Genomic DNA, 16,844 nt, shown 5'->3' with positions numbered 1-16,844 from the left:
GCCGGCAAGACCTCAGCGTCGCGGGGCCTGTAGCTCAATGGTTAGAGCCGACCGCTCATAACGGTCTGGTTGCAGGTTCGAGTCCTGCCGGGCCCACCAATGAGCTCAAGAGTTTACGGCTTACGCGCCAAGTGTTTTTCGAGGTGAACCTCCGTTTCGACCACCGATACGTTCTGCTTGCGATCCCTCGAGGTAATCGCGGCCGCGGCCTTGCGCATGCAGTCCGGATGATGATGGCCGAAGGTGTCGAGCAGCACCTTGACCGACATTCCGAGAAGGCCTGAGACCTGCCACGGATAGCGCGCCGCTGCATGAGCCACGTCGCCGCCGTGTGGCGCAGCGTGTGCGGCGAGATCTTCCCCTCCTTCGGCGACAGCCCTGACAGCCGCACGCGTCTGTATGGCACGGTTGGCTTCACGTGCGGCGAGGACGCAGAGCCGGTCGTTAAGCTGGTTGGCCCGCACGGCAGCTGTACCACGCTGCCGGGCTGGACGCGCACTTCAGGCTCTATCCTGACATGCGCCACGAGATGGAAATGACGCCGGCAATGTGGAACGATGTCTTGGACGTGTTTCGAGGCGCACCTGGTGCCGATTGACGCGTTGAGCCCGCCGCATACGCCGCAACGCCTACGACGCACATGTGGACGCGGCGCACCTAGCCCAAGACAGCCTCGCATGTCCCCGCACCTTGACCTGTGATCCACTGAACGATCAGCGTATCGACTACTGCACACGGTTGCCTCAAGAAGCTGGCCCAGCGGGACTCTTATTGCCGGCAACAGGAACGCCGTGCAGCGGCGCGTAGTTGGCTGCGAAATCCGAGCAGAGCTTGTTCTGGTACTCGATAGGTAACGACGCAAGCACTGATGCGGCTGCCACCGCCCTTGCATCGTCCTTTGACTTCACGGTGATGTAGGCGATCATTCGGTGAAGTGTCAGAAAAATCGAGAAAAAGTTCCGTGTATTGACGTAGAAGCAATGATTGCTTTCGAGCTTTGTGCCCGGCCGGTCCTGCCAATGCCGCTGCACGATTGCGGTCCCCGCATCGAAATCGGTAACGGCAAAATTGCCGTAGCCGAGCCGAGTAAATAGCGGACGATTGCTGAGAAACTTGGCAAGGTCGAGCTCCTGTCCACGCACGGCCCCGATCAACAGCATCTGATCCGCTACAGGAATGTTCTCACGGATCTGAAATCCTTTCGACAGTTCAAGCGCGCAGACTACGTAGCGCGGAAGGCGGGTCGTTTCCATCGCCTTTCCCTGTGCGGCCGGCGTGCACAGATCCTGCCTGACGAGTTGAGAGAGATGAGCAAGCGCGCCTGATACCCCGACCGCCTTCCCCTTCAAGAGCAAAGGCGCCGGGTCTTTCTCACGCAACGCGATTCCAATATCCAGCAGGCCGTCAAAGTCATCGTCTGCAGGCAGGTCGATCTCGAGCGTGGAAGACCAGCCGAACGGCCACAGCCAGATGGTTGACCGCACTCTCCCCGCCTTGTGCCACACGGCCTCGTTCAGCGTTAAGTCGAGATTCTTGGGCCTGCAGCGTAGAGGCCACACGAGATCGCAGGCATCTCCAAACGAGGTTATGGTCCCCGGGATATTGCTAGCGACCGCCTGATAGCGCGGCCAGAAGTGATTCCGGCGCAGGTCGAATTCATCATTCAGTGGAAGAAGGACAAGGTTCGCGAGCTCGATCTTGGCCCCCTGGCTGCGCATCTCGCGATAATCACGAGAGGACCAAAGGAAGTGAACCCGTGGATCAAAATCAGCCGCAACGAACGGCTGCGACCAGAGGTGGACGTCAAAAACACAATAGACAGCGCGCGCCATTGTCGATTTCCTCACAAGATCGATTTCCTCACAAGCGCAGCATCCCCGGCATCTCGCTTCGCCGGTCATCCGCAAACCATTGTCTTCTCGCGCTTTGCGCGCTATTCTCATCGAGCTGTACAGCTGGGCGACTGCCCAAATATGTCGCCAGTGCTTACCGACTAGGCGAGCAAGGCGGCAGCGATCTCCTGGGACCGGCCGCAAGGCCGGTCCCGGCCGGCTCTTCAGGTTAAGGTGAGCGGTTTCATTTGTGCAAGATCCTCGCGCCCGGCCGGCAACCGCGCTGCCTTTTCGTCAAAGTACATCCAGAGAAATTCGGTCGGCTCAAGATTGCCGGCTCTTGATTCCTTGATCGGGTCGAACATGGTCGGTTCGACTCCCCATCGGGCTGCTGCATCAATGGGTTTGATGAACTCGTCTTTATCGAACCATTCTTTCATTTCCGATCGGCACTTCGCATCAGGCGCCTTGAGCTGAAACCAGCCGAGCAAAATCCTGCCGCCATTGCTTGCAGGCACAACAAGCGAGCCGAAATATTGCTTGCCATCCGCGATCATCATAACCGGATCGAGCTTGCCCCCGGCCGCACGCACGGCTTTCTGAATGATCGGGCCGACCCTGTCGGTTTCTTGGACAATGCGCGCGTTGCGCTCCCGAGCGCCGATCATCGAAATACCTTGCAAGACGGCAGCCAAGATTCCGCCAAGCACAATTGCAGCGCCACACAGCGCGAGAAACGCGATCGCGCTCACAGTCGATCCGATCCCCGCAAAACGCAGCTGCAAGGAAGGAATGAGGTACGCCGTCCCAAGGAACAAAAGAGTCGAGATAAAGATGCTGAGTGTAACGGACTCGGTCGCGCCCAGTTCAACTCTTGACTCCTTGGGGGCGAATAGCCGCAAAATCATCAAGAAGAACGTGCCGGGAATGACGTACGACGCGAGGCGGAGCGAAACACCGCCCACGCTCTCAGTCCCGAAAAGACCGATGCTCATCTTCTTTTCCGCAACAGATGCGCCGGCGATCGTCTTGTTGTCCTTCACGTTCTGGAGCGAATAACTGACACTGAACGCCAGGTTCTCGTCCCGCTCTGCGATGCTGGAATCGGCCTTGAGGCACATTCTGCTGCGCACCAAGGTCGAACCGGGCTCAACGGTGCCGAGACCGATGGTGTCTTTTACGTCGCATGTGCCGTCTGGCCCGAGGCTTCCGATCTTCAAAGAAGGAGGACCAAACAAGCTAAGACCCGCGTCCATGATCCTGGCTTCGGTCGCATTCTCGATCCATATGCTGAAGCCCATCGTCTGGCCGGCGAGGATTTCATTGCGCGCGAGAATAACCGTCAACGCCGGCTTGCTGGGAGCATCGGCCCAGGTGAGGCCGGGAAGCAAGCAGGCCATCAGTTGAAGGACGATGGTCCAAAAAGCCCCATTGAGCCGAGGAATTGGAATAGAGCGCACGTCCCGCTCCCAATGAATTTCGCAGCGCAAGCTGCGCGGCGCGTTACCGCAGCAAAGCGGTTTCTACTAACGCTTGCAACAGCGTAGGCTTGCTCGGGGGGCAATGCAAGGCCGCGCGGCATCCGACCGGCGAGTTGCTCCCAGGCCTAGGCTTGATCAGGATCAAGCGTCCAAAACGGCGTCACTTCTATCTTGATCTGATGAAAGCCGTCCTTCTGAGGAGCGATTGATGCCTCACAAGCAGGTGCTGTTTCATTCCGCGGCCCGTGAAAAGATCCTGCGCGGAGCCTCGCTGCTTGCGGACGCCGTGCGCGTGACGCTCGGCCCCAAATCAAAATCAGTGTTGATCCAGAAGAGCTGGGGCACCCCGATCGTATGCAACGACGGCGTCACGATCGCCAAGGAATTTGACCTCAAGGATCCGGAGGAGAATCTCGGAGCGCAGGTGCTGCGTCAGGCCGCCGAGAAGACCGGCGATCTCGTTGGCGACGGAACAAGCACCTCGACGATCCTGGCACATGCGATTCTTGCCGACGGCGTCAGGAACGTGGTCGCCGGCGCCAGTGCCATCGATCTGAAACGGGGCCTCGACCGCGCTGCCCACGCGACGATAGCGGCCCTCCATGCCATGGCGCGCCCCGTCAAGACAAAGGCGGAAAGAGCTCAGGTCGCCACCATCTCGGCTCACAATGATCCATCGATTGGCGCGCTGGTCGCCGATGCGCTCGAGAAAGTCGGCAGCGATGGAGTGATCTCGGTGGAGGAGTCCAAGACCACCGAAACGTCGCTCGACGTGGTGGAAGGGATGAAATTCGACCGCGGCTTCCTGTCGCCCTACTTCGTGACCGATGCCGATCGCATGGAAGCGGTTCTTGAAGAGCCATTCATCCTGTTGTGCGACCACAAGATCAGCGCCCTGCGCGACCTCATTCCGCTGCTCGAACAGATCGCAAAGTCGGCACAACCGCTCCTGATCATCGCCGAAGACATTGAAGGCGAGGCGTTGGCCACGCTCATCGTCAATCAGCTTCGCGGCGTGCTCAAAGGCTGCGCCGTCAAGGCGCCCGGTTTTGGTGAGCGACGCAAGGCGATGTTGCAGGATATTGCAATCCTCACTGGCGCCCAGGTCATCTCCGACGATCTCGGTTCGAAGCTCGAAAACACCACTTTGCAGCAGTTGGGACATGTCGCCCGTGTGGTTGCCGACAAGGAAAACACCACGCTGATCGGCAGCAAAGGCGAACGCAGCCAGATCGATGCGCGGCTGCAACAACTCCGCCGCGAGATCGAGAAAACGACCAGCGAGTACGACAAGGAGAAGCTTGAGGAGCGGCTCGCCAAGCTGTCGGGCGGGGTTGCCGTTATCCGTGTCGGAGCGCCGACTGAAGCTGAGATGAAATCACGAAAAGAGGCTCTTGACGACGCCATCAGTTCGACGAAGGCGGCCGTTGCAGAAGGTATCGTGCCGGGCGGCGGGCTTGCCTTGCTTCGATGCATCGAAGCCGTCGGCAAGGAGGAAGCACTCTGCGAAGGCGACGAAAAGACCGGTGTACAGATCTTGAAGCGCGCGCTCGAGGCCCCCGCTCGCCAGATCGCGGAGAACTCGGCAACGGATGGCGGCGTGGTCGTGGCGCGCATGCTGAGTGGCGTCGGCAGTTTCGGGTTTGACGCCGCGCGCAAGCAATATGTCGATCTCGTCGAGGCCGGCATTGTCGATCCCGCGAAGGTCGTTCGGACAGCCCTCGAGAACGCGGTGTCGGTTGCCGGCATCCTCCTGCTCACCGAGGCGACGATGACCGAAATCGCGGAGCCAAAGCGCGAACGGCTAGCGGAACCCGAAATTCCGGTGTGACGCTAGACCACGAAACGGGGCCGTGCCCCCTCCCCGAGCGTAGCAACAATTTTGCGCGGACCGGTTAGTGACCGCCGGTCATTGACTGTTGATTCAAGTCAACATGCCGCTTCATCCGACGGAGAGTATGGATTGGGTCCCGGAGGGAGGTCGTCGTGATCGATATCAACGACATTCTCGTGTATATTCCGACCGAGCAGCCACCGCAGCCTGTCGTTGATGCCGCCGTCTCGTTGGCTGCCCGGTTCGACGCCCATCTCGATGCGATTGCAGTCGGATACATCCCGCCCGGTAGCGCGTATGTGGTCGATGGAGGCGCGGGCGCAGCAGTCGCCGCTTCAGAGATCTTCGAAATGGAGCGGCAACGCGCCGCCCAACGCAGCGCGGCTGCACTCGCCATTTTCGAGACGGAAGCCCGGAATGCGAACATCTCTCACGCAAGCCGCTCGGTCGAGGACCTGCCCGGTGAAGCCGCGTCCGCGCTCGGCGCTGCGGCCAGGCTCTATGGACTGACGGTGGTCCTGCAGACGGACGCAACACAGGACAGCTACGACACTCGAACTGCGACGGAGATCCTGCTCCAGGCGGGCGGACCCGTCCTGTTCGTGCCGCATATCTTCCGCGGCCCCTTCAGGGCCAACCGTATCGGCATCTGCTGGGATGGAAGCCGCCTTGCCGCCCGCGCTTTAAAGGACGCAAGACCGTTTCTTTCTCAAGCAGAAGCGCTGGTCACGATTTCGATCAATGAGGCGCAGGTTGCTCCCACCGAGGCCTCAGCGCGGAAATTGACTGAACACATGGCTCGCGCCGGACTTACGACAACGCTGCTCGAGCTGACGGCAGAGCATTCCGAAATTCAGCCGTCCATCCTGTCGCTGGCCGCCGACGAAAGTCTCGACATGCTGGTGATGGGGGCATATGGGCATTCCCGCCTGCGGGAAGGCATTTTCGGCGGCGTCACCCATGAAATGCTGAGGACGATGACGATCCCGACCCTGCTGTCGCATTGAATCGAGGCCGGCATCCGTGCTCGCCGGATCATGACAACGGACGTGATTGCGGTGACGCCGTCGATCCGGGATGCCGCTATTGTGGCCAATCTAGGAGAACGCATCATGAGCGTAACAGGCGTCACCGCGCTGGATCACACCATTCAGGAGACCAATCTCTGGCTCAAGGCGATCGAGGAGAAGCTGGAGCTCGGTAGTCGTCAACAGGCCTACAACGCGCTCCGGGCTGTTCTGCATGCGTTGCGCGATCGCGTACCTCCGGAGGTGGCGATCAAGCTTGGCGCCCAGCTGCCGATCCTTCTGCGCGGGATCTACTACGAGAACTGGCACGCGGCGGGAACGCCGACCAAGGAGCGACATGCCAGCGACTTCGCGGATCACGTCGCCATGGAGCTGCCCCAGCAGTTTCCCATCGCGCCGCTGACCGTCATTCGCGGGGTGTTCGAGATCGCGTGGGAGAAGCTCGATCCCGGTGAATTTGAGAAACTGATGCACCATCTGCCGGTGCAGCTCCGCGAATTGAAATCCTAATCCGGTCATCTGGCCCCGCCCGGCACGTCCGCCGCGCACTCAGCGACGGGACGCCTTCGTACCGGCCCAATCGCGTGTCGCCAGACCAGCGGCGATGCCGTCAGACCGTCGAATGGACCGCGCAGCCGGCCAAGTGAGCTTCCCAAGTGAGCTTCGATGTGCAGGGATCAGCGCTTTCCTGAGCAGCGAGCATTCATTTCCTGACTGCAAGAATGTAGAGGTAGCTCATGATCGCGTACACGTCCTCGTCGGAAAATTCGATTTGCGGCATGTCCCTGTGCTTCGACACCATGCCTTCCGACAGCTCCGCCTGCAACTCGCGCCGATTGAACCGGGCGTAGATATCGCGCATCGGCGGAGCATTCTCGAGCGGGCTTTCGCCAACCGATTTGATCGCATGACAGCGCCCGCATCTTTCCTGCAGGATGGTCCTGCCTCGTTGCGCGGCCTTGCTGAGGTTCGCGGCGTCCACGTTTGTCGGCCAACACGAGAGCAGTCCGACGAAGAGGCCCAGAGCCCGAAACTTGAAACGCCCCGACATGCGTCTGGCTCTCCGCGGCAATATAACAGCCCCGCCCGTTGCTCGAGTGCAAGCGAACTTAATAGCAGACCCGCACGTAATGCACATGCCGCCTGTGCCGGACAGCTCGGACATAGCAGCCGCCGTATCCGTACGGTCCCCAGAACGGACCTGGCCCCCAATACGGTGCCGGTGGGTAGTAATAGACTGGCCCCGGATAGCCGTAATAGGGATACGGCCCCCAATAGCCGCCGCCGAGGGCCGCGCCGAACAGCGCGCCGGCAGCCAGGCCGCCGACGATTCCCGCGGCAATGCGCCCGTTGCGAGCGTCGGCACCCGTGGGGGCAAGCAGCGCGAGGGTCAGGACGGCCGCGGTCGCAACCGTGCCAATCTTCTTCCCGAAGCTCATTTCACCCCTCCTGTGCTGTCATCTAAGATGAGCGCAACATCGCGTGCGCCACGTTGCGAAGGATCAAGCAATCCGGCTAGCGCTTCAGCATTTTCTTCGCCCGCGACAACGGTTGAGTGTTGATGACGTCTGCGGCTTCGAGCCAGCCTCGGCGCGCCTGATCGACGCCGAAACGCATGTTGGCGAATCCAGCCGTCGAATGTGCGTCCGTCGAGATCGCCAGCTTGACGCCCGCGGACTTGGCGGCATGAACATGGATATCGTTGAGATCGAGCCGGTCCGGGTCGGCGTTGAGCTCGAGATGACAGCCGCGCTCGCCCGCCGCCGCAATGACGGCTTCCATGTCGATCTCGTAAGGCTCGCGGTCCCCGATCAACCGTCCGGTCGGATGGCCGATAATCGAGACATGGCGATTGTCCATCGCCCGGATGATGCGCTCGGTCTGCATCTTGCGCGAGAGGTCGAACTTGTAGTGAACGGAAGCAACGATCAGATCGAGCCGCGACAGGATCTTGTCGGGCAGATCAAGCCGCCCGTCCGCCAGAATATCGACTTCGGCGCCTTTCAGCACCGTAAAGCCATCCAGCCGGTCGTTCAAACGATCGATCTCGTCGATCTGACGCGACAGACGTCCGGCATCGAGACCATGGGCGACAGTGACGTGTTGGCTATGGTCGGTCAGAGCCATATAGGCATAGCCTCTTGCCTTGGCGGCAGTCGCCATCTCGGCGATCGCGGCGGTGCCGTCGGTCCATTTGGAATGGACGTGCAGGTCGCCTCGAATATCGGACAGCGTAATCAGTTTCGGGAGCTTCTTTGCCTTTGCGAGCGCGATCTCGCCGCGATCCTCGCGCATCTCGGGCGGAATCAGGGGCAGCCCGAGCTTGCCATAGATCTCCTCCTCGGTCGCTCCGGCGATGCGCCGTTTTCCGGCGAACAGGCCATATTCGTTCAGCTTCCAGCCGTGGTCGGTAGCGAGTCCGCGCAAGGAGATGTTGTGCGCCTTGGATCCGGTGAAATACATCAGCGCGGCGCCGTAGCTGGCCTCAGGAACAACGCGCAGGTCGACGTGCAGCCCGGAGCGCAGCACCACTGCCGTCCGCGTATCGCCATGAGCGAGCACATTGGCGACATTGTCGTATCGAGAGAGTCTCCCGCCGGCGGCGTGGCCGTCACGTGCCACCATCAAGATATCAAGATCACCGACGGTATCGCGCCTGCGACGGTAGCTTCCGGCGACGATCACCTGTCCATCGGTCGCGTCTGGCCTCAGATAAGCGAGGAGTGCTTCCGCTTCGGCTTCGGCCTCGGATAGTCTGAAGCGCCTCTCGGCTCGAGGCTTGGCCAACGCCGCGGTGAGCTTTTCCTCGCTCTTGGCACCGAAGCCCCGAAGCTCTCTCAGCCGACCCGATCTCACCGCGCGCCTGAGGTCCGCGAGTGACCGCACGCCCAGCTTGTCGTAGAGCAGTTTGACGCGTTTCGGACCCAAGCCCGGGAGTGCCGCGATCTCTCCGAGATCGCCGGGCAGTTCACGCTTGAGCTTGTCCAGCACATCGAAATGATGGGTTGCGACGATCGTTTCGATCTTTCCTGCCAGATCCTTGCCGATACCTGGCAGCTCGGAAAGATCCTCACCCGCCTTCAAGAGGTTGGTGATGCTCCTGGGCAGACGTTCAATCACCCGCGCAGCATTGCGATAGGCCCGCGAACGAAACGGATTGTCGCCTTTGATCTCGAGAAGTTCGGCGGTCTGGTCGAACATCTCTGCAATTTCGGCATTCTGTACCGGCATCGACGCACCTCCGTCGCTTGACAGGCTAGAGAGGGATCGAGCCGCTTCCCTTGATGCAGATCAGAATTCAGGGACGCGAGCCTATCCGGTCGGCGACAGCTGCCAGCTGTTCAAGATGGCTTGAAATCTGCACCGGATAGGGCGCGACCGCTTTGGAGGTTCTCAGCTCCGGAGGCAGTAGATCGAGCTGCCGGCGCGCGTGAGCCCGGATGTCGTGAAGTGAAGGTTGAGAGGCGATAGGGCGTCCGCCGAGCATCACCGCCTGGATCAGCGTTTCCCCCTCTTGTTGGTCCTCCTCGGTCGAAAGAATGTCTGCGAGCATGCGGCCCTTCCTGTCATACCGGCGCCAAACCTGCTTGCGGCCGGGCCAGGTGGCCTTTCCCGTCGAGCGCTTGCGACGGGGCAAGCCCGCATACTCCTGCAGCTTATAGGCACAGTCGAGTGCTGGCGCATCGGACGACGTGACGAGGCCCGTGCCGATGCCGATACCGTCGATCGGCGCCGCATCCCGAGCGAAGGCAATCAGGGTACCCTCCTCTATCCCGCCACTGACGAAGATGCCGGTGTCCTTGAGTCCGCCGGAATCCAGAATGCAGCGCACCTTCTTGGCGAGCGCAGACAGATCCCCGCTGTCAAGCCGCACGGCGCTGACCGCAATTCCAAGCTCCTTCAATCGGGGCGCCAGCATGACGACCTTCCTCGCGGCCGCCTCGGTGTCATAAGTGTCGATCAGCAGGACGAGATTCTCTGGCCTGGCGCGCGCAAACGCCTCGAATGCTGCAGCTTCGTCATCAAAGGATTGAACAAACGAATGCGCCATGGTGCCATAGGTCGGAATGCCGAATGACTTCTCGGCCAGGAGGGTTGCCGTACCGGAGAACCCAGCGACATAGCTCGCGCGGGCGGCCAGCAGCCCTGCCTCGGCACCATGGGAGCGACGCAAGCCAAAATCGACCAGGAGCTTGTCTGGCGCGAGTAAGACCATGCGCGCGGCCTTGGACGCAATCAGCGTCTGAAAATGCAGGATGTTGATCAGGCGCGTCTCGACAAGCTGCGCCTCCGGTAAAGGAGCCGTAACCCTAAGGATCGGCTCGTTGCCAAAGAACACGGTGCCTTCCGGCATCGCATGAACCTCGCCGGTGAAGCGGAAATTGGCGAGATAGTCGATCAACGACTTGCTGAACTTTTCCGTTCGCTCAAGCCAGCCGAGTTCGTCTTGCGAGAACCGTATGTTTTGCAGGAAGTCGAGCGCCTGCTCCAGTCCGGCCGCCATCAGGAAGCTGCGCTGAGGCGGCAGCTTGCGCACAAAGAACTCAAATACGGCTGTATCAGTCTGGCCCGATTCAAGGTACGCTTCGATCATGGTCATCTGATACAGATCGGTTAGCAGCGCGCTCGGTAACGGGTCCATCGATGTCCTCGGCGCTCACATGACGTCAGCCATCCCTTCGATGTCTGCGCATCCCTATTTGACGCCGGTCAAGAGGCGGAAGCAAGTTGCCTCTATCCTCTTTGGTGGAAACGCCGCGGCGTCGCGAGCAAGGCGCGGCAGTGAGCGTCCGAGGCAAGAGCCATGCCCTATCGCACAAACATCGATCTTCCCCCTGCTGTTCGCGCTCACCTCCCATCGCACGCGCAGGACATCTATCGGGAAGCATTCAACCACGCCTTTGCCTCCCATGCGGAAGACGAACGGCAGGAAGAGATTGCTCACCGCACAGCCTGGGCAGCGGTGAAGCGATCCTACGTGAAGGTCGGCGACCGCTGGGAGCCGCTGCCCCACGACCACTAGATGCCGGCTCGTCAGGAGGCGTGCATGGATCTGCTTGATGGAAACTGCCTCAAAGTGGCAATCACCTCGTCGTCGCTGACCTGATGAAAGTCGCGATAGAAATAGCCGATCGCGCCAAACTCCTGAGGCTCATGCAGGCAGACGACGGCATCGACTTCCGCATGCAATTTCCTGATGGCGTCCGGCGGCGCGACCGGGACCGCAAGCACGAGCTCTCTCGGTTCCTGCTTCCGAACAGCCTTGATGGCGGCAAGCGTGGTTGCGCCTGTCGCAACGCCGTCATCGACGATGATCGCAACCTGCCCCTTGACTTCGGCGCGAGCCCGATCGCCCAGATAGCGCTTGCGGCGCCGTTCGATCTCAGCACGTTCCTCCCTGCAGACGACCTCAAATTCTTCGGAGGTGACGCCGGATAGCTCGATCACGTCCTGGTTACGTATGGTGGTCATGCCCTCACCATCCGCGATGGCGCCCATTGCGAGCTCCGGCTGCCCCGGCAGCCCGATCTTGCGGACCAGCAGCAGATCGAGTGGCGCATTGAGGGCTGCTGCGACTTCCGCCGCAACCGGCACGCCGCCGCGTGGCAGCGCAAGAACGACCGGGTGCCGCCCCTTGTATTCGAGCAGCGCCTCGGCGAGTTGCCGGCCGGCATCGGTTCGGTTCTGGAACAGCATGGCAGACCTCATGCGGAAGAGAGGCAGGATATGAGCCGGACAACCACTGCTATTGATCCGTATCAAGCTGCCGGCGGCCTCGATTGGCGATAGGCATCATATGCCCGGATGGCAGAATGAACCCTGGGGCGAGGACGCTGAGAATGGCAGCGCGACCGCTCTTGCTCGCAAGGTGGCGTTTCTCAGCCGGCCGGACAGTTATGTCCCGGCGCCCGACGCTGTGATCACGCGGGAGACCCACATGTCCTGGGTCTTCATGGTTGACGAGCGCGTCTACAAGCTCAAGAAGCCGGTTCATTTTCCATATCTCGATTTCTCCAGCCTTGAGCGCCGCGCAGAGGCCTGCCGCGCTGAGGTTTCGCTGAACCGAAGGCTGGCGCCCGACGTCTATCACGGCGTGGTGCCGCTGACGGCTGCGCCGGGTGGTTACGCCATCGGAGGAGGCGGACACATCGTTGATTGGCTCGTCGTCATGCGCCGGCTCGACGAAGGCCAAACGCTCGAAGTCGGGCTTCGCAATCGCAAGGTCTCCCAGGCCCAGATCGATGGTTTGGCCAGTCGCTTGAGCCGCTTCTATTCGCATGCGCGCCGGATCATGATCAATCCGGAGAGCTACATGGTGACCCTGCAAAAGGCAGTTCTGGCGGATCGGCGAGGTTTGCTCGAGTCGGCCTTCGACCTGCCCCGCGGCACCATCGAGCGCATCGCCAACCTGCAATGCCGTTTCCTGCGGCAGCGGACCGATCTACTGGCGCAGCGGGTGCATCACCGGCTCGTCCTCGACGGCCATGGCGATCTGCGGCCGGAACATATCTGGTTGAGCCCTCCCTTCCCCATCATCGACTGCCTGGAGTTCAATGCCCGCTTGCGGACGTCGGATGCACTGGACGAAATTGCCTTCCTGCACTTGGAATGCGCTCGACTGGGAGGACCGTGGGTCGGTGAGAGGCTTCGGCGATATCTGGCCGTCCAGCTCAATGATGACCCGGCCAGCGGACTGTTCTTGTTCTATCGGATTGGCCGCGCCATGCTGCGCGCCAGGCTATCCATCGCTCATCTCGCCGACGCCCATCCACGGACGCCGGAAAAATGGCCGCGGCTGGCGCGCACCTATCTCAAACTTGCCAAGGCGGACGCAGCGCAGCTTGAGCGGCAGCTCACGGCGTGAGCCAGAATTTGAATTGCGGGGATCAATCCTGATACGGAAGCAGCTCCGTCAGCGGCTCGTTGTGGTGCAGCCGACGAATGGTCTCTCCGAGAAGGGGCGCCGCCGAGACAATCTCGAGCTTATCGCGAACCGCGCCCGGCGGAAGCCTGAACGGTGGCACGCTGTCGGTCGCGATGATGCGGCCGATCGCAGGGTCGGCGAGCGTCGTTGCCGCGCCCGGCATGAACAAGCCGTGCGCCACGCAAGCTATCACCTCTTCGGCCCCATGGGCACGGGCCGCCTTCGCCGCCCGCACCAGGGTTCCACCGCTGCTGATGAGATCATCCACGATCACGCACAGCGCGTTCGCCACCTCTCCGGCGAACAAGTCGCCCGAAACGACGCCGGAGCTGCGATGCTTCTCCACGAATGCCTTGCCGATCGGACGGCCGAGCGCTTTCCCCAGAACCTCGCGGAGCAGGTCCGCGCGCTTGCCGCCTCCGAGATCCGGCGAAACCACGGCAATCGGCCGATCAGCCGCGATCGCCTTGATCCTGCCGATCAAGAGCGGCGCCGTGCTCAGCGCTACCGATGGGCAACGGAACGCGTTCTCGAACGCGGCCTCGTTGTGAACTTCGAGGGTCACCACTGCGTCAACACCGATCGCCTCGAACATGGTCGCAAGATAACGGATCGTGACGGGGTCATTGGCCTTAGTGCGACGATCCTTTCGCGCATAGCACAGATACGGTGCGACCGCCGTCACCCGCGCAGCACCGGCATCCTTCAACGCTCCGACCAGGAACAGCAACCGGCACAGCTTGTCGTTCGGACTCTCGTCAGGACCGCCATGGAGGCTGTGCAGAACGTAGACGTCGCAGCCGGCGACAACCTCCAGCGGCCGCACCTTGTGTTCGCCGTCCTCGAAGCTGCGTTCTTCGACAGCGGCGAGACGGCATCCAAGCGCGTGAGCGATTTTTTCGCCAAGCCCTTCCGTGCCATGAAGACAGAACAAACGCAGGCGATCACCAATCATCGGTCACCTCCAACGTCAAACCTGCTCGCCGCTCGCATCTCAGCCGCCGATCTAAGCCCGCAGCCCATGTTTTCCGAGCATTCTGACCGTGCTCGCCTGCGGTCCCTTCTCTCCGATCTCCTCGACGTAGCTTACGCGGGTGCCGGGCACGATGCTTGGTCCACCATCAACGACACTATTGCAGTTGAAATAGACTTCGTGGCCGTCGGCGGCTTCCAGAAAGCCGAACTGGCCGCTTGGATCGATACGCGCAACGGTTCCGATCGGTTGAGGCTCGTGCGTCTTGACATCGCCACGCATCAGTCGCGCCCGGTCCTGCAGTTGTCGACGCGCGCGTTTGAATGCGTTGTCCACGGCGAATGTCAAGTCGACGTACCGTTCATCCAGCTTCGGGGTACGTCCAACGTGGACTTCCCGACCGTCGGGCAGCGCCAGCCGAACGCTCACCAGATATTGACCGCCGGTTTGGTGATGACCACCCGGACCTTTGACCATGACGCGCGCCGCAGTGATCCGGCCAAAGCGGCTCTCCAGTTCCGCGACATGTTGCTCAACGGCAGCCCGGATTTCAGCGGAGACGCGAATCCCTTCAAATTCGATTTGAACTGGTGTTTGCATTTCCGGCTCCTCTCCCGTGTCGAACTTATTGGAGCACGGGAGCGAGGAGCAGCTTTGAGCAAGATCAACTTGCCTTTAGCGTTCTGGCTGCCACGCGATCACGATCAGCTCGCAGCAAACACGAAATCGTCTGCGCGATCGCTCGCGCAGACGACAGGGCATCCGGAACCAATCAGCCGATCTCACCAGGGGCCGCCCCACGGACCACCCCAGCCATAATAGCGATGCCGCCAATACGGACGGGCATAGTAGGGACGGCCGTAATACGGCCCGTAGCCGACGCCGACATAGCCGTAGGGCGGGCCATAATAATAGGGATCGTCGTAGTAATAAGGCGATGCCGTCGCCGCGATCCCGGCGCCGAGAAGCGCGCCGGCCGCGAGCGCGCCTGCTCCCCAGCCCCAGCCGCCGCCACGCCAACCGCCACCACGCCAGCCGCCGCCATGCCAGCCGCCATAGCGGACCTGAACCGTGCTGAGCGGCGCAACGTCGGCCTTCGCCGCGGCCGACAGCGCAGCGACGGGTGCAGACAACGCCGGAGCGCTCGCTCCGGCCAGCATTGCGCCGGACAGGGCCAGCGCTCCCACATAGTTCAAGCTTCGCATCGCAAGGACTCCTCGACCAAGGTCATCACGCATGACTGCCGCGAAGGTCATCCGGCGCAGTCCTCCGCCGCGATCGCGGCGACGAGCAAATGAGCTGCTCGTCGCTACGAACCACCTGTCGGCGCGACCGTTCCATTGCAAAAGCGCGATCGCCGGCGAACATCCCTTCAATGCCGGCCGAGATTGCTCGAGCTGCCGGAATTGTCGGCGCCGGTGCTCGGGCTGTTGTTGTCGAGCAAGCCGGTGGCGTCATTCGGCGCCGGTGGCGTGCGCCCCGATCCGTTCCCCGCCGCAGCGGTGGCTCCCGCCGCGCCCGATCCCATTCCGGTCGTCCCCGTCGCGTTTCCGGGTCCGCCCGGCGTTGAGGTTGTCGCGTCGCGGGAGGCGCCGGCGCTGCTGCCACCCGTGCCGCTGCTATCAGCCAAGGCGAGCTGGCTCGACAACACGAGCACAGCAGCGGATGCGATCAAGGCCAATTTCGTGGAGGATGTCCTTCCTTAAGGAAGGACAAGGCCGCCTCGGACGGGATGGTCCCGAAGGATCAGCTTCGCCGCTTGCGGCCCTGCGCTGCCGCGGCCTGCTTGCGCAGACCCTCGGCCGCGCTGCCGACGATCTCGGAAATCTGCATCAGTTGCTTGGCGAGCGGGCTGGTCTTGCGCCAGACCATGCCGACCGTGCGCTGCGGCTGCGGATCGGCGAAGCGCGCCAGCGACACCGACGCCGACCGCGTCTCGACGCCGACCGCCATCTCCGGAATCAACGTCACGCCCATGCCGGCGCCGACCATCTGCACCAGGGTCGACAGCGAGGAGGCATCGAGCATCTCGCGCGGCGCCTGCATGTTGCAGAACGACAGCGCCTGGTCGCGGAAGCAGTGCCCCTCCTCCAGCAACAGCAGCCGCATCTCGCGCAGCATCTCGCTGCTCGGCACCGCCGCGCCTTCATATTCCGGCGGCCGCACCAGCAGGAAGCTCTCCGCGAACAGCGCGACCTCGGTCAGCGACGGCTCCGACACCGGCAGCGCGACGATCGCGGCATCGAGGCGGCCCTCGACCAGTTCCTCGATCAGCTTCGGCGTCTTGGACTCGCGGACGTGGATGTCGATCTCGGGATGTCTGCGCGTCAGGTTCCCGATCACCTTGGGCAGCAGATAGGGCGCGATCGTCGGGATCATGCCGAGCCGCAGCCGGCCCGTGAGCTTGTCGCGCGAGGCGCGGGCGAAATCGCCGAGCTCATCGACCGAGCGCAGGATCTCGCGCACGCGCTCGGCGAGCTGCTCGCCGAATCGCGTCAGCACCACCTGGCGCGCATTGCGCTCCAGCAGCACGCCGCCAAGCGCGTCCTCCATCTCCTTGATCTGCATCGACAGCGCCGGCTGCGAGATCGCGCAGGCCTCCGCGGCGCGGCCGAAATGGCCGAGACGCGCCAGCGCATCGAAATAGCGAAGCTGCCGCATCGTCAAATGTATCATCAGTTTATCTTATCGTTCACCGCCGCGGAGTCAATTTTCCCTGACCACAATCTTGAGATGCAGCGGTCATGCACCGTGTCCATATGCGTTTGAAT

The 16,844-nt window shown here is 61.8% G+C and carries 18 protein-coding genes and 1 tRNA gene; 7 read left to right on the top strand and 12 right to left on the bottom strand.

Going from position 1 to position 16,844, the window contains the following annotated elements:
* The first annotated feature begins 23 nt into the window (after nucleotides 1-23).
* Nucleotides 24-99 (top strand) — tRNA-Ile (locus ACQR0W_RS05370).
* Nucleotides 100-113: 14 nt separating this feature from the next.
* Here the strand turns inward: ACQR0W_RS05370 and ACQR0W_RS05365 are convergent.
* The 3 genes from ACQR0W_RS05365 to ACQR0W_RS05355 all read right to left on the bottom strand — a co-directional run bounded on the left by ACQR0W_RS05365 (nucleotide 114) and on the right by ACQR0W_RS05355 (nucleotide 3,292).
* Complete coding sequence (locus tag ACQR0W_RS05365) at nucleotides 114-464, bottom strand: hypothetical protein (RefSeq protein WP_410051252.1); 351 nt, start codon at nucleotides 462-464, stop codon at nucleotides 114-116.
* Nucleotides 465-743: 279 nt separating this feature from the next.
* Nucleotides 744-1,832 carry a hypothetical protein gene (locus ACQR0W_RS05360; protein ID WP_316169188.1) on the bottom strand — a complete coding sequence of 363 codons (1,089 nt, stop codon included), beginning with the start codon at nucleotides 1,830-1,832 and terminating at the stop codon, nucleotides 744-746.
* A gap of 224 nt (nucleotides 1,833-2,056) precedes the next feature.
* The gene (locus ACQR0W_RS05355) at nucleotides 2,057-3,292 is read right to left on the bottom strand and encodes a hypothetical protein (RefSeq protein ID WP_316169189.1); all 1,236 of its coding nucleotides are present in this window, start codon (nucleotides 3,290-3,292) and stop codon (nucleotides 2,057-2,059) included.
* Between the two features lie 229 nt (nucleotides 3,293-3,521).
* Here ACQR0W_RS05355 and groL point away from each other — a divergent pair, with 229 nt between their 5' ends.
* The 3 genes from groL (at nucleotide 3,522) to ACQR0W_RS05340 (ending at nucleotide 6,685) form a co-directional block, all read left to right on the top strand.
* Nucleotides 3,522-5,144 (top strand): chaperonin GroEL, encoded by a 1,623-nt coding sequence (groL, locus tag ACQR0W_RS05350; RefSeq protein WP_315718645.1) that lies wholly within the window; start codon nucleotides 3,522-3,524, stop codon nucleotides 5,142-5,144.
* 155 nt (nucleotides 5,145-5,299) lie between these two features.
* Nucleotides 5,300-6,154 carry a universal stress protein gene (locus ACQR0W_RS05345; protein WP_315827739.1) on the top strand — a complete coding sequence of 285 codons (855 nt, stop codon included), beginning with the start codon at nucleotides 5,300-5,302 and terminating at the stop codon, nucleotides 6,152-6,154.
* Between the two features lie 105 nt (nucleotides 6,155-6,259).
* On the top strand, nucleotides 6,260-6,685 hold the full coding sequence (locus ACQR0W_RS05340) for a DUF2267 domain-containing protein (RefSeq protein WP_316169622.1): 426 nt from the start codon (nucleotides 6,260-6,262) through the stop codon (nucleotides 6,683-6,685).
* Nucleotides 6,686-6,878: 193 nt separating this feature from the next.
* Here the strand turns inward: ACQR0W_RS05340 and ACQR0W_RS05335 are convergent, their stop codons facing one another.
* The 4 genes from ACQR0W_RS05335 to ACQR0W_RS05320 all read right to left on the bottom strand — a co-directional run bounded on the left by ACQR0W_RS05335 (nucleotide 6,879) and on the right by ACQR0W_RS05320 (nucleotide 10,817).
* On the bottom strand, nucleotides 6,879-7,226 hold the full coding sequence (locus tag ACQR0W_RS05335; RefSeq protein WP_315718648.1) for a c-type cytochrome: 348 nt from the start codon (nucleotides 7,224-7,226) through the stop codon (nucleotides 6,879-6,881).
* A gap of 58 nt (nucleotides 7,227-7,284) precedes the next feature.
* Nucleotides 7,285-7,614, bottom strand: coding sequence for a hypothetical protein (locus ACQR0W_RS05330; protein ID WP_316169190.1), 330 nt, complete (start codon nucleotides 7,612-7,614; stop codon nucleotides 7,285-7,287).
* Between the two features lie 76 nt (nucleotides 7,615-7,690).
* Nucleotides 7,691-9,406, bottom strand: a complete 1,716-nt coding sequence (gene polX, locus ACQR0W_RS05325; protein WP_316169191.1) for a DNA polymerase/3'-5' exonuclease PolX — start codon at nucleotides 9,404-9,406, stop codon at nucleotides 7,691-7,693.
* A gap of 67 nt (nucleotides 9,407-9,473) precedes the next feature.
* Nucleotides 9,474-10,817 (bottom strand): nicotinate phosphoribosyltransferase, encoded by a 1,344-nt coding sequence (locus ACQR0W_RS05320; protein ID WP_316169192.1) that lies wholly within the window; start codon nucleotides 10,815-10,817, stop codon nucleotides 9,474-9,476.
* Between the two features lie 162 nt (nucleotides 10,818-10,979).
* Here ACQR0W_RS05320 and ACQR0W_RS05315 point away from each other — a divergent pair, with 162 nt between their 5' ends.
* On the top strand, nucleotides 10,980-11,198 hold the full coding sequence (locus ACQR0W_RS05315) for a ChaB family protein (RefSeq protein ID WP_315714354.1): 219 nt from the start codon (nucleotides 10,980-10,982) through the stop codon (nucleotides 11,196-11,198).
* A gap of 11 nt (nucleotides 11,199-11,209) precedes the next feature.
* Here the strand turns inward: ACQR0W_RS05315 and ACQR0W_RS05310 are convergent, their stop codons facing one another.
* The gene (locus ACQR0W_RS05310; RefSeq protein WP_316169193.1) at nucleotides 11,210-11,872 is read right to left on the bottom strand and encodes a phosphoribosyltransferase; all 663 of its coding nucleotides are present in this window, start codon (nucleotides 11,870-11,872) and stop codon (nucleotides 11,210-11,212) included.
* 241 nt (nucleotides 11,873-12,113) lie between these two features.
* On the opposite strand from ACQR0W_RS05310, the gene ACQR0W_RS05305 reads away from it, so the two are divergent.
* A complete protein-coding gene (locus tag ACQR0W_RS05305) occupies nucleotides 12,114-13,040 on the top strand; it encodes a hypothetical protein (RefSeq protein WP_316169194.1) in 927 nt (308 codons plus the stop codon).
* A gap of 22 nt (nucleotides 13,041-13,062) precedes the next feature.
* On the opposite strand, the gene ACQR0W_RS05300 is transcribed toward ACQR0W_RS05305, so the two are convergent.
* From ACQR0W_RS05300 to ACQR0W_RS05290, 3 genes are all read right to left on the bottom strand, one after another.
* On the bottom strand, nucleotides 13,063-14,055 hold the full coding sequence (locus tag ACQR0W_RS05300; RefSeq protein WP_315714351.1) for a ribose-phosphate diphosphokinase: 993 nt from the start codon (nucleotides 14,053-14,055) through the stop codon (nucleotides 13,063-13,065).
* Between the two features lie 51 nt (nucleotides 14,056-14,106).
* Complete coding sequence (locus tag ACQR0W_RS05295; protein ID WP_316169195.1) at nucleotides 14,107-14,673, bottom strand: HPF/RaiA family ribosome-associated protein; 567 nt, start codon at nucleotides 14,671-14,673, stop codon at nucleotides 14,107-14,109.
* Between the two features lie 182 nt (nucleotides 14,674-14,855).
* Entirely contained in the window at nucleotides 14,856-15,278 is a 423-nt protein-coding gene (locus ACQR0W_RS05290) for a hypothetical protein (RefSeq protein WP_315714349.1), read from the bottom strand.
* A gap of 183 nt (nucleotides 15,279-15,461) precedes the next feature.
* On the opposite strand from ACQR0W_RS05290, the gene ACQR0W_RS05285 reads away from it, so the two are divergent.
* A complete protein-coding gene (locus tag ACQR0W_RS05285) occupies nucleotides 15,462-15,779 on the top strand; it encodes a hypothetical protein (protein ID WP_316169196.1) in 318 nt (105 codons plus the stop codon).
* A gap of 40 nt (nucleotides 15,780-15,819) precedes the next feature.
* Here the strand turns inward: ACQR0W_RS05285 and ACQR0W_RS05280 are convergent, their stop codons facing one another.
* On the bottom strand, nucleotides 15,820-16,749 hold the full coding sequence (locus ACQR0W_RS05280) for a hydrogen peroxide-inducible genes activator (RefSeq protein WP_315714347.1): 930 nt from the start codon (nucleotides 16,747-16,749) through the stop codon (nucleotides 15,820-15,822).
* Nucleotides 16,750-16,844 lie beyond the last annotated feature (95 nt).

The sequence above is a fragment of the Bradyrhizobium sp. HKCCYLRH1034 genome, from assembly GCF_051168375.1.
Lineage (GTDB): Bacteria > Pseudomonadota > Alphaproteobacteria > Rhizobiales > Xanthobacteraceae > Bradyrhizobium.
The sequence above is the reverse complement of the archived record's forward strand: the minus strand, read 5'-3'. Positions and strand labels throughout refer to the sequence as shown.